Source organism: Sinorhizobium sp. CB7, assembly GCF_041357635.1.
Lineage (GTDB): Bacteria > Pseudomonadota > Alphaproteobacteria > Rhizobiales > Rhizobiaceae > Rhizobium.
The window spans coordinates 80,691-93,263 of record NZ_JAULLL010000014.1 but is presented as its reverse complement, the minus strand read 5'-3'; the positions used below and the strand labels follow the sequence as shown (position 1 = coordinate 93,263).

Genomic DNA, 12,573 nt, shown 5'->3' with positions numbered 1-12,573 from the left:
CGTTCAGGCGTCGGTCTATAGAGGCGTAAGGAAACATTTCCCGCCCGGGCACCGTAATATCATATTTTTGAAGCCCCTCGGCAAGCATAGGTGCCTGTTATTACAGAAATGTAATCTGAAGTATTGGTAACGAGATTGTGCTCATCCTTTGCCGGAAACCGGTAAAAAAGGCTGCGAGCCACACGCATCTGTTGACATCTGCCCGCCTCGCAAGGCGTAGGAATGAAAGCAGAACATCTTTTCTGGTCTTTCCCTACCGAATCACTACATTACGCGGCATGAGCAATAGTTTCGACGATATTCCCTTCTTCGACGAGGAGCCGGAGAATGCGCCGCGCAAGCCGGCCGCTCCGGCAGCGGCTCCGCGCGGCGGCATTGCCGCCCGCGCGATGGCTGCCCGTGACAGTATCCGCCACTCCTTTTCCTATCTCGACGGCCTTAACCCGGAACAGCGGGAGGCGGTCGAAACGCTGGAGGGACCTGTTCTCGTGCTTGCCGGTGCCGGTACAGGCAAGACAAGGGTATTGACGACCCGCATTGCCCATATCCTCAACACGGGCCGCGCCTTTCCATCGCAGATCCTCGCCGTCACCTTTACCAACAAGGCTGCGCGCGAGATGAAGGAGCGGATTGCCCATCTCGTCGGCGGCGCCGTTGAAGGCATGCCCTGGCTCGGCACCTTCCATTCGATCGGCGTCAAGCTGTTGCGGCGCCACGCAGAGCTTGTCGGCCTCAGATCGGATTTCACCATCCTCGACACCGATGACGTCGTTCGCCTCATCAAGCAATTGATCCAGGCGGAAGGCCTCGACGACAAGCGTTGGCCGGCCCGTCAGTTCGCCGGCATGATCGACACCTGGAAGAACAAGGGGCTCGGACCCGCCGATATCCCGGAGGGCGATGCCCGCGCCTTTGCCAACGGCCGCGGTCGCGAGCTCTACGCCGCCTATCAGGCACGGCTGACGACGCTCAACGCCTGCGATTTTGGCGATCTGCTCTTACATCCGATCGCCATGTTCCGCAGGAATCCGGACGTGCTCAAAGATTATCACGCTCGCTTCCGCTATATTCTCGTTGACGAGTATCAGGACACCAACACCGCTCAATATATGTGGCTGCGCCTGCTTGCGCAGCGGCCGAAGGGCGAACCGCAGAATGTCTGCTGCGTCGGTGACGACGACCAATCGATCTACGGCTGGCGCGGTGCGGAGGTCGACAATATCCTGCGCTTCGAGAAGGACTTTCCCGGCGCCAAGGTCATCCGGCTGGAGCGCAACTACCGCTCGACCGCCCATATCCTCGGCGCTGCCGGACACCTGATCGCGCACAATGAAGGCCGCCTCGGCAAGACGCTGTTCACAGACCGGCACGAATCCGAGGACGTCAAGGTCCAGGTGCACGCGGCCTGGGACTCGGAAGAGGAAGCCAGGGCGATCGGCGAGGAGATCGAGCAGCTTCAGCGCCAGCAACACAAGCTGAACGACATGGCGATACTGGTGCGCGCTTCCTTCCAGATGCGCGAGTTCGAAGATCGCTTTGTAACACTTGGCCTCAACTACCGCGTCATCGGCGGCCCTCGCTTCTATGAGCGCCTCGAAATCCGCGATGCGATGGCCTATTTCCGCCTCGTCTGCCAGCCGGCGGACGATCTCGCCTTCGAGCGTATCATCAATACGCCGAAGCGCGGATTGGGCGACACGGCGGTGCGCGCGCTGCATGACTATGCCCGCGCCCGCGATATTCCCATGTTTGCCGCCGCCGGCGACATGGTCGAGACCGACGAGCTGAAGCCGAAGGCGCGCAAGGCGCTTTTCGATGTCGTCATGTCCTTCCGCCGCTGGCAGAGCCTGCTCGAAAACACGCCGCATACCGAGCTTGCCGAGCAGATCCTCGAAGAGTCCGGATATACGGACATGTGGAAGAACGACAAGACGGCCGAAGCCCCGGGCCGGCTCGAGAACCTTAAGGAGCTCGTCCGATCGATGGAGGCTTTCGAGAGCATGCGCGGCTTCCTGGAGCATGTTGCGCTCGTCATGGAGGCCGACCAGAACGAGAGCATGGATGCCGTTTCGATCATGACGCTGCATTCGGCCAAGGGGCTGGAATTCGACACCGTATTCCTGCCCGGCTGGGAGGAAGGCCTCTTCCCGCACCAGCGCTCGCTTGACGAATCCGGTCGCGCCGGTCTCGAAGAGGAACGGCGCCTGGCCTATGTCGGGCTGACGCGCGCCAAGCACCGCTGTCACATCTGGTTCGTCTCCAATCGCCGCATCCACGGTCTTTGGCAATCGACGATCCCGTCGCGCTTCCTCGATGAGCTGCCGGAAAGCCATGTCGAGGTTGCGGAGATGGAACAGTCATACGGTGGCTACGGTCGCGGCGGCTACGGCCAATCGCGCTTCGACAAGGCCGATCCCTTCGCCAATTCCTATTCGACACCCGGCTGGAAACGTGCCCAGGCCAACAAAACCGACGCCACCCGCGACAACTGGGGCAATCGCTCGGGCTATGCCGTCGAACGCATCGGCTACGGCGAAAGCGGCCCCAAGGGCCGCACGATCGAGGGCGAGCTCGTCGCCAAATCCACATCCACCGAACCGTCTCGCTTTGCCGTTGGCGACCGGGTCTTCCACCTCAAATTCGGCAACGGCAATGTCTCGGCAATAGAGGGCAACAAGCTGACGATCGATTTCGATCGCGCGGGGCAGAAGCGGGTGCTCGACGGGTTCGTGGAGCGGGTGTGATCCTAATCAGCCCGTAGTCCAAATGATGCTTATTAGCCTTCGGCGCTGCCCATCGCGCTCACTATGTCATCCATCCTGCAGAGGATGGCATCTCCCATGAACGCCATATTGGCAAAGGATCGCTCCGCCGCCTCTAGGTGCCCGGTGCCACAGGCGTCGCGGATGACGATGGGCACCAGCCCCAGATCGGTCGCGTGCCTCACCGTCGGGTCGATGCCAATTTCGGTAGCAATGCCGCATATCGCGAAGGCAGTAAGACCGAGATCGCGCAGGATGATTGAAAGCGGCGTACCCTCGAAAGCCGAAAAGGTGATCTTGTCTAGGATTATTTCGTCGTCCCGCGGCCGAAGTTCGGGAACGATATCGAATCCTGGCGTTCCGCGGAGGAACCAGGGGCGCACGGCTTCCGGGTCGTCTGTTTTCTGCCAGGCCATCGCCTGCCGCAGCTGGAATGCTCCCATCAGCCGGCGTGGCACCGACATATGGCGCAGGAAAATCACGGGAAATCCGCCGGCCCTTGCTGCTTCCAGAACCTTCAGCACATTTGTCGTGATGCGATCACCGTCATCCAGCTGCCGGACAATTCCGACCTGCATGTCGTAGACAATCAACGCCATGCGGCCGGGATGGCAGAAATTCTCCATCGTCTTGCCTATCGTTACGGAAGCAATCACCGTCATCTCCATCTCATCGGAGCCGGCCGCAGCGTAATCCGGGGCATCGTCGACCGTAATCTCACCTGAATTTCGCGCCTCGCTCCGAAAGCAATCGTCGCAGCATGCTTCGATGACAATGGCTTTCGTCCTCGCAATAACATCCGACCGCGAAGTTGGTTGTATGAGAAAGCGCCGCCAGAACATCCAGCAACCTGCTCGTGTCCGGCGCGCTCATTTCCTTAAGATAGCCGCGTAAGAAACTATCCCATTCCGCCTGCGTCTCGGACGCACGGCCCTTCGACATCAATTCCTGGCTCGGCGCCAGCATTGGCAGCCAGACATCGAAATAGTTGCGGCTGGCGAACTCGCTCTTCGGCACGCCGCGCGGTGGGCGGCGGACCGTGCCGATGCGCAAACCCTCGTCGACGGCACGCGGGGAACCGAGTTGGACAACACTGATGGCCACCGATTTTTCTCCGTCCCGATTTAGATCCACCAAGCCAACAAAATACGCTACGGCGTGAGGCTCGCCAAGAAAAGGCTTTTTTCTCCGTGGCGAAAATGTCTGGAGTGCAAATATCGACGGAATTGTCTCGGTTAGATCGCGCGCGGCACCGTCAACAAGAGCGTTCCGCGTAAGGCGAAAACTCATCACACTCGATGTGGGTTGGTAGATGGACCTGGCCATGCGAAGGGGTGTCCGTAACGGCCGCAGGCGCCATGGTCACCGGAAGCGATGTTCCGGCATCCGCCAAATATCCCGCAAAGCCCATGCCGGCAATGAACGCCACCACTGCCAGTACAATCATCCGTTCGCCGAATGATAACGTCAGGGCACGGAGGTGATCGAAATAGTCGCGCTCTCCAATGCCACCGCCTTCCCCAGCATGGGATTCGCGGGGGTCCTGGTCCAAACCGTAGAAATCACGATTTTCCATAACATTCCCTCCCGGCCCGTTGGGACAGGTCCGTATCGCAGCGTGCAACCGCATGTGAGATCCGAGCACCGGCATTTAAAGGGCCGTTCCGCAAACGCACTGTTCAGAAAATACGCCCAATCGGAGTAGAAAGTTGCAGTCACCCTGCCCAAAAGATGGAAATCTGCTGGCCGAAAGGCTGAGTAGAACAAGCCGGCGATCGATCTCCACGACGGAGCAAGCGGGACCTTCCGAACCTTGTCGATGCCGCCGATCATTTCTATATATTGTGGTGAGTGAGCAGTTCGACCGGGTCTTGGTTTTCGAGTTCGCTGCACTGCGGCAAAGCGCCGCCTTTATGGCAATCTTTTATCTTGATCCCTTTTCCGTCGCTTGGCATCGTGTTGCGCAAGCAAAAGGATCTAGCATGAAGGCATTGCTCTTGACCGATATCCAGATCGGCTTCTGTCCCGGAGGCAATCTGCCGGTTCCGGAAGGCCACGAAGTCGTACCTGTCGCCAATGCGCTGATCGAGGGCGGTTACTATGACCTCATCGTCGCTTCCCAGGACTGGCATCCGCCCGGCCATGGGAGTTTCGCGTCTTCTCACCCGGGCAAGGAACCCTTCGAAATGGGCACGCTTTCAGGCAAGCCTCAGATGCTGTGGCCGGACCACTGCGTGCAGCACACCCCAGACGCCGAGCTTCATCCCGACCTGAAGGCAGAGGAGATCGATCTCATCCAGCAGAAGGGCGAGAGTCCCGAGGTCGATAGTTATTCCGCCTTCCGAGACAATGACAAAGAAGCGCTGACCGGCCTCGCCGATTTTCTGCAACAACAGGGCGTCACCCATCTCGATCTCTGCGGACTGGCGACCGATTATTGCGTCAAGTTTTCCGCGCTCGACGCCCTTGAACTGCTGCCTGGCGTGAAAGTCCGTGTCATCGAGGATGCGAGCCGCGGGATCACGCCGGAAGGCGTACAGGCCGCGATGGAGGAAATGCGCCAAAACGGCATTGAGATCGTCACCAGCGAGCAGATACTCGCGACCAGGCAGGAACTCGTGCCGTAGCCGGCCGATCGCCGCAGTCGGATTTGCATTTTTGCATCGCGCGGGCTAGAGGCTCCCCTGAAAACTGGAGGAGCGGATATGGAGATCATCAAGACCATCCCCGAGCTGCGCGCCCGCCTTTCGAAATCTCGCCGGGACGGAAAGAGTATCGGTCTGGTGCCGACGATGGGCTATCTGCATTTCGGCCATATGGAACTCGTCTCCCGCGCCAGGGGCGAAAACGACGTCACGGTTGTGTCGATCTTCGTCAATCCACTGCAATTCGGCGCCAACGAGGATCTGGCGAAATATCCGCGTGATCTTACCCGTGACAGCGCCATGCTGGAGGCGGCCAATGTCGACATTATCTTCGCGCCCGGCGTGGAGGACATGTATCCTCGCCCCATGCAGACCGTGGTAGACGTGCCGAAGCTTGGAAGCGAGTTGGAGGGAACTGTCCGTCCAGGCCATTTCGCAGGCGTTGCGACTGTGGTTACGAAGCTCTTCAACATCGTTCAGCCGGATGCCGCCTATTTCGGCGAGAAGGACTACCAGCAGGTCGCCATCATTCGCCAAATGGTGGAGGATCTCGCCCAGCCGGTTCGCGTCGTTTCCGTACCGACGGTGCGTGAGGCTGACGGTCTCGCCTGCTCCTCACGCAATGTCTACCTCTCGAAAGAGGAGCGGGCCGCAGCCGTCATCGTGCCGAAGGCGCTTGCCGAGGCGGAACGGCTTATCCTCGAGGGTGCTGATGATCCCGCTGTGCTCGAGGCCGCCATTCGCGCCTTCATCGAGACGGAGCGGCTGACTGTGCCGGAGGTCGTCGCCGTGCGCGATCCCGAGACGCTGGAATCGCTGATATCGGTCAAGGGCAGGCCGGTTCTCGTCGCACTCTTCGTGCGCATCGGAACGACACGCCTTCTCGACAACCGTGTCATCGGCGGGAAGGCCAACGACAATGTGAGGGCTGCCTGAGATGAGCACGCCCAGCCGGAAGAAGCGCATTACGCCCGCAGAAATCGAGGCCATGAAGGGCACGCGGCCTATCGTGTCGCTCACGGCCTATACGACGCCGATCGCCCGTCTGCTCGATCCGCATTGCGATTTGCTGCTGGTCGGAGATTCCCTCGGCATGGTGCTTTACGGCATGGAGACGACCGTCGGCGTCACGCTGGAGATGATGATCGCCCATGGCCAGGGTGTCATGCGCGGTGTGAAAAATGCCTGCGTCATCGTCGATTTGCCTTTCGGCTTCTATCAGGAATCAAAGGAGCAGGCCTTCCGCAGTGCAGCCAGCATCATGAAGGAAACCGGCTGTGACGGCGTCAAGCTTGAAGGCGGCGAAGAAATGGCCGAGACGGTCGCGTTCCTGACGAACCGCGGTATCCCCGTCTTTGGCCACGTCGGCCTGATGCCGCAGCAGGTCAACACCACCGGCGGCTTTCGCTCGCTCGGGCGCACGGAAAAGGAAGTGGCGACGATCCGCCGTGACGCCGCAGCGATCGGCGAAGCTGGCGCCTTCGCAATCGTCATCGAGGGCACCGTCGAACCGCTCGCCCGCGAGATCACCGCCTCGCTGTCGATCCCAACCATCGGTATCGGCGCCTCGCCTGCCTGCGACGGCCAGATCCTGGTTTCCGACGACATGCTCGGTCTCTTCAATGATTTCAAGCCGCGCTTCGTCAAACATTTCGCCGAGCTTGCGCCTATCGTCTCGAAGGCTGCGGAAGACTATGCGAACGAAGTGAAGGCACGGACCTTCCCAGGCGCCGAGCACACGTTCCAGATCAAGCGGCAGGGCTAGCTACTCACTGTCTTCCCCAAGCAGAGAGATCATGCTCTGCAGGGTCCGAACGGTGCTCGCCTTATCGAGCTTGTTCAGATCAAGAACGATGCGAACCCCTGCTTGCTCCTCGCGAAGCACCTTGGCCTGGCTCTTCTGCCTGTCCAGCCGGTCGATCGCCCTGTAATTGCGAACGGGCTCCGGGAATCCCTTGACTTGAACGGAGGGCTGCTCCTCGGCCAGGATCACATCCTTAACCAGCGAGTATGTTTCGTGGCTCATCAGGATACTGCCCGGCTGACCATGGGACTGGAGCCGGGCTGCCAGATTCACGGGACTGCCGATGATGGTGTAATCCATCCGGTCCTCGCTTCCGAAGTTGCCGACGGTGCAGAAGCCAGTGCTGATCCCGATGCGCAGCTGAAAAGGTTTTTCCAAACCAGCATCGCGCCATTCGAACTGGAGATCGCTCATCCGCCGTTGCATCTCGACTGCCATCTCCACACAGGCCAGAGCATCCTCCTTGATGCCCTTCGTCTGAGGGTCGCCGAAGAAAGCCATGATCGCGTCGCCGACATATTTATCGATGGTCGCGCCATATTCGAGCGCGATCTTCGACATCTCCGTAAGATGGTGGTTGAGCAGCGCCGTCAGCTCCTCGGACTCAAGGCGATCGGTCGTCGCAGTGAAATCTGCGATGTCCGCAAACAGAACAGTTAACTTCTTGCGGCTTGAGGCAATCTCGACGCTGCGCTCGCCGCGGAATATCGACGAATAGACCTGGGGCGACAGATACTTCGACAGTTTCGTCGAGAGTACCTCAAGTTCCCGTTTCTGCTCGCTCACGAGCTGATTGGCGAGCGCCGCCTTGCGGTTGGCTTCGCGCAATTCCTCTTCAGCGCGTTTGATATCGGTGATGTTGGTGTAGACAGCCACCGTGCCGCCTTCCGTCGTCTTGCGCTCGCTCACCTGGATCCAACGGCCGTCAGCACGACGTTGAAGATGCGGCTCGCCGGGATTCCGATGCTTCGCCAGGCGCTCGGCGATCCACTCGGCCTCGCATCCTTTGGCATCCTCCACCAAGCCTTGCTTCACTGCATTCCCAATCAATGTCTCATAGGATGTGCCGGGCTTGGGCGTACCCGTGCCGGGATAGAGAAGGTCGCCATAGACGCTGTTGCAGATAACGAGACGGTCTTCCGCGTCATAGAGGGAAAAGCCCTCCGGAATGGATTCAATGGCATCACTCAGACGTTGCTCGCTGCGCCGGAAAGCGATCTCCGCCTCCTTCGGTGCGGTGACGTCGCTCCAGGAACCCACCACCTCGACCGGCTCGCCATCGCGGTTCCGGATGAGATGTTGTTCATCGATCACCCAGCAGTAGCTGCCGTCCTTTTTGAGGAATCGGTATTCGATCGTATGCCGCCCGTTCTTGTAGAGCTCGACCGACTTAGCCTCGATGCGAGCACGGTCGTCGGGATGCACGCAACGCCACCAGAAATCTGGATTTTCGAGATACTCCTGCGGCTCGTAACCAAGCCAATCCCGAACGTTCTCACTGACGAATGTAGGAGCAAAATCTCCCGTCGCTTTGTAGCTATAGATCACCGCCGGCGCGCAGGAGAGGAGATGCACCAGGCGCTGTTGTGCCGCGACCAGAGCTTCACTGAGCTGTCTGCGCTGACTGATGTCGCTCCAGGAACCGACCACTTCAATCGGATCGCCTGCTGCCGTGCGGATCACCTGCAGATCATCACTCACCCAGCAAAAGGAGCCGTCCTTCTTTCGGAATCGATATTCGCTACTGAGGCGCTCCTCCTCAAAGAGGCGCGCGTAGGCGCTGAGAATACGCGGCGCGTCCTCCGGATGGATCCGGCTCTGCCAGAAGTCCGGGCTATCGAGATATTCCTCACGCTCATACCCGAGCAAGTCCTTCACATTCTTGCTGATGAAAGTCGGCCCGTAGTCACCGGTCGCCCGGAAACTGTAGGTCACCGCCGGTGAGCTGGAGAGCAAATGCTCGATGCGCTGGTGGGCGGCGGCGGCCGCTTCTTCCGCCCGCTTGCGCTCGCTGATGTCACTCCACGAACCAGCCACTTCCAAGGGTTGCCCGCTCTTGTCCCGGATCAGGCGTTGTTCGTCGTTGACCCAGCAGTAAGTGCCGGCTTTCTTGAGAAACCTATATTCCGCCGTGTGGCGATCGTTTTTATATAGCTGTATGGATTCGGCCTCGACCGCTGCAAGGTCATCGGGGTGGACGCAGCGCCGCCAGAAGTCGGCGCTTTCCAGGTATTCCTGCGGCTCGTAACCGAGCCAGTCGCGGATGTTTTGGCTGACAAAGGTGGGCGCGAAATCCCCAGTCGCCCGGTAGCTGTAAATCACCGAAGGGGCAGAAGACAACAGGCGCACAATACGGTCCTGGGCGGCGACGAGCGCCTCGCCGATCTGCTTGCGCGCCGTGATATCGTTCCACGAGCCCACGACTTCCGCCGGATCACCCGTCGCGTCCCGTATCAACTGCAATTCATCACTGATCCAGCAATAGCTGCCGTCTTTCTTGCGGAAGCGGTATTCAATGCTGAGCCGGCCGTCGGCAAACAGGCGCGAATACTCACCAAGGATCCGCTCGCAATCATCGGGATGAACACGGCTGCGCCAGAAATCCGGCCCATCGAGATATTCCTCCCGGTCGTATCCGAGGAGGTCCTTCACATTCCGGCTGATGAACGTCGGCGCATAGTCACCGGTCGCCTTGAAGCTGTAGATGACAGCTGGAGAACGTGTTAGCAGGTGCTCGACGCGCTCATGCGCGGCCGCTACGGCTGCTTCTGCTTTCTTCCGCTCGGATATGTCGCCCCAGGAGCCGACGACCTCCGCCGGTTGGCCGTCAGGGTCCCGAATAAGGCGCTGTTCGTCCACCACCCAGCAATAGGTGCCGTCTTTCTTCGCAAAGCGATACTCGACCGTGTGGCGGCCCTTCTTGAACAGTTGAACCGACTGAGCCTCCACCGCTGCGACATCGTCGGGGTGGACACAGCGCCACCAGAAATCGGGGTTTTCGAGATATTCCTGCGGTTCGTAGCCGAGCAGATCCCGGATGTTCTCGCTGATGAAGATCGGTGCGAAATCGCCCGTCGCCTTATAACTGTAGATCACGGCCGGCGAGCTGGCGAGCAACTGGGCCAGACGCGCATGCGCTGCCGCTGTCGCCGCCTCCGCGGCCCTTCGCGCGGTGATATCGCTCCAGGACCCGACGATTTCCAGAGGTATGCCGCTCGGACTTCTGATCAGCCGCTGCTCGTCATTGACCCAGCAATAGGAGCCGTCTTTCCGCCGGAAGCGATACTCGACTGCATGCACGCCATTTTGGAAGAATTTTGAAATCGCTTCTTCGACCCGAGCGAGGTCGTCAGGATGGACGCGGTCTCGCCAAAAGGAGGGATCTTTCAGATAGTCGGCAGGCGGGTAGCCGAACACATTCTGAATGTTGTCGCTGACAAAAATCGGGGCAAAATCGCCCGCCGCCTTGAAGCTGTAGACCACCGCCGGAGACGAACTGAGCAGGCGTGCCAAGCGCTCATTGGCTTCAGCCTGTACCTCTTTGAGTTGCCGGTGCACCCGGCTCTCGTGATCGCGTGTGGCTTTCCTGAGGGTCGCTTCGATGACAGCAGCCGCATTGTCATCGTTGAAAGCTTCAGGATCGAGATGCAGGGTTTGATGCAGTGCGACCGTGGCATTCTTGGCGTATTCCCTCAGAGTCGTCATGACGTCCCCTCGCAACGCGAATGTGCGGCATTCGGCAGAGGAATCCAGTCTCGACAAAAACGCAAAGAAAGTCGTCCTGACCGTATTCTGTCTGTCTGGTCAAAATGTACTTCCTTCATCTCCTCCGGCAAAAGAAAAAATCAGCGAACGTGCCAACGCCCGGCAGGCGCAGGAATAAAGTTCCGATGCCCTATTCGTCCTCTGGCCGCCGTTCGAGGAGATAAATATCTTCGGCAACATCTTCCATCCTTCTGACCAAAGCCGCATGGGCGTCTCGCAGGCCCTGATTATAATAATGCACTCCGATTTCGGCGCTAAAGAAATCCAACAGGAATTCTGCCGGCAAGTCGCCGATCCTCTGGTCGAGTTCGCTTTCAAAATATTGCCGAATGCGGGCGACAATCGCCGCCTTTTCCTCCTTGGAAAACACGATCTTTTTCATTCTTTTCTCCTCATCTTCGAAGTCGCTCTCTGGCGGATCGTTCAGCCAAATCAATTGATTCATCAAGTAAATTGAATTGCGGGCATCTCATATGGACCGTAGAGCTCCTGACGATCCTCGGAGCGTACGGAATATGAGTCGAACAGAATTTTTGGAAGGCTTGCGGGGCGGTTTTGCCGTTGCCGTCGCCTCAGCGCCGTTCGGTGCCCTTTTTGGGGCGCTTGCGGTCGACAACGGCATGACGCTTGGCGAAGTGGCGCTCATGAGCGGTACCGTCTATGCCGGCGCCAGCCAGATGGTCGGCATGCAGCTCTTCGGCCAGAATGTCCCGGCCTGGGTGATTGTGATGTCGATCCTTGCCGTCAACTTCCGCCATGTCCTCTACTCCGCTGCAATTGCCCGCTATATCCGGCATTTCTCCGGGCTGCAGAAATTCTTTACCTTCTTTCTGCTCGTCGACCCGCAATTTGCCGAGACCCTCAAGCGCGCGGAAGCGAGAAAACCGATTACCTTTGTCTGGTATCTCGGTTTCGCGCTGATCATCTATTTCCCCTGGGTGATCATGAGCGTCATCGGCGGCTTGCTCGGAAGCCTGATCGGTGATCCGAAGTCGATCGGCCTCGATATTCTGCTGCCGATCTATTTCATGGGCATCGTCATCGACTTCCGCAAGCGCGACAATTTCCTGCCGGTCGTTGCCGCCAGCGCCGCCGGCTCCACCGTCGCCTACCACTATGTCGGCTCGCCGTGGCATGTGAGCCTCGGGGCACTTGTCGGCATTGTCTTGGCCGCCCTGCTTCCGCCGGCCAAGTCGAACCGCAAGCCGAACATCGCCGCCGAAGGCCACGAGGTCTGATGATGGCACAGTTCGATCTTCACATGGTGCTCATCATCCTCGCCGCTGCCGTGGTTACCTATATGACGCGCATTGGCGGCTACATACTGATCACGCGCATGACCCGCATTCCGCCGCGGATGGAGGCGGCGTTGAACGCCGTTCCCGCCGCCGTGCTGACGACGCTCGTCGCGCCGAACTTCTTCGACGGCAACTGGGATACAAAAATCTCCATGCTCGTGGCACTCGCCATAGGGCTGCGCTTCTCGCATACCCAAATGCTCATCGCAGGCTGGGCGGTCGTCATGGCTTGGCGCCATTTCATTGGCGGCTAAGGCTTCTAGGCACAAGTAGAACCGCTTGAACGCAGAAGGAATGGG

General features: G+C 59.2%; 11 protein-coding genes. 6 read left to right on the top strand and 5 right to left on the bottom strand.

Annotated elements, in window-relative coordinates:
- The first annotated feature begins 278 nt into the window (after positions 1–278).
- Complete coding sequence (locus tag AAE029_RS24740) at positions 279–2,744, top strand: ATP-dependent helicase (protein WP_371075558.1); 2,466 nt, start codon at positions 279–281, stop codon at positions 2,742–2,744.
- Positions 2,745–2,776: 32 nt separating this feature from the next.
- On the opposite strand, the gene AAE029_RS24735 is transcribed toward AAE029_RS24740, so the two are convergent.
- The 3 genes from AAE029_RS24735 to AAE029_RS24725 form a co-directional block, all read right to left on the bottom strand.
- On the bottom strand, positions 2,777–3,424 hold the full coding sequence (locus tag AAE029_RS24735) for a cysteine hydrolase family protein (RefSeq protein ID WP_371075557.1): 648 nt from the start codon (positions 3,422–3,424) through the stop codon (positions 2,777–2,779).
- A gap of 55 nt (positions 3,425–3,479) precedes the next feature.
- Entirely contained in the window at positions 3,480–3,866 is a 387-nt protein-coding gene (locus AAE029_RS24730) for a DUF488 domain-containing protein (RefSeq protein ID WP_371075556.1), read from the bottom strand.
- 151 nt (positions 3,867–4,017) lie between these two features.
- The gene (locus AAE029_RS24725; RefSeq protein WP_371075555.1) at positions 4,018–4,338 is read right to left on the bottom strand and encodes a hypothetical protein; all 321 of its coding nucleotides are present in this window, start codon (positions 4,336–4,338) and stop codon (positions 4,018–4,020) included.
- Positions 4,339–4,744: 406 nt separating this feature from the next.
- On the opposite strand from AAE029_RS24725, the gene pncA reads away from it, so the two are divergent.
- From pncA to panB, 3 genes are all read left to right on the top strand, one after another.
- The gene (gene pncA / locus AAE029_RS24720) at positions 4,745–5,389 is read left to right on the top strand and encodes a bifunctional nicotinamidase/pyrazinamidase (protein WP_371075554.1); all 645 of its coding nucleotides are present in this window, start codon (positions 4,745–4,747) and stop codon (positions 5,387–5,389) included.
- A 78-nt stretch (positions 5,390–5,467) separates the two neighbouring features.
- Positions 5,468–6,343 (top strand): pantoate--beta-alanine ligase, encoded by an 876-nt coding sequence (gene panC, locus AAE029_RS24715; RefSeq protein WP_371075553.1) that lies wholly within the window; start codon positions 5,468–5,470, stop codon positions 6,341–6,343.
- 1 nt (position 6,344) lies between these two features.
- Positions 6,345–7,172, top strand: a complete 828-nt coding sequence (panB, locus tag AAE029_RS24710) for a 3-methyl-2-oxobutanoate hydroxymethyltransferase (RefSeq protein ID WP_371075552.1) — start codon at positions 6,345–6,347, stop codon at positions 7,170–7,172.
- Here panB and AAE029_RS24705 read toward each other — a convergent pair whose 3' ends face one another.
- Together AAE029_RS24705 and AAE029_RS24700 are read right to left on the bottom strand one after the other, a co-directional pair.
- Positions 7,173–10,916, bottom strand: coding sequence for a PAS domain-containing protein (locus AAE029_RS24705; protein WP_371075551.1), 3,744 nt, complete (start codon positions 10,914–10,916; stop codon positions 7,173–7,175).
- Positions 10,917–11,106: 190 nt separating this feature from the next.
- The gene (locus tag AAE029_RS24700) at positions 11,107–11,358 is read right to left on the bottom strand and encodes a DUF2164 domain-containing protein (RefSeq protein WP_371075652.1); all 252 of its coding nucleotides are present in this window, start codon (positions 11,356–11,358) and stop codon (positions 11,107–11,109) included.
- A gap of 133 nt (positions 11,359–11,491) precedes the next feature.
- Between AAE029_RS24700 and AAE029_RS24695 the strand changes: the two genes are divergently transcribed.
- Both AAE029_RS24695 and AAE029_RS24690 read left to right on the top strand, forming a co-directional pair.
- The gene (locus tag AAE029_RS24695) at positions 11,492–12,214 is read left to right on the top strand and encodes an AzlC family ABC transporter permease (RefSeq protein WP_371075550.1); all 723 of its coding nucleotides are present in this window, start codon (positions 11,492–11,494) and stop codon (positions 12,212–12,214) included.
- A gap of 2 nt (positions 12,215–12,216) precedes the next feature.
- On the top strand, positions 12,217–12,528 hold the full coding sequence (locus AAE029_RS24690) for an AzlD family protein (protein ID WP_371075651.1): 312 nt from the start codon (positions 12,217–12,219) through the stop codon (positions 12,526–12,528).
- Positions 12,529–12,573: the final 45 nt, after the last annotated feature.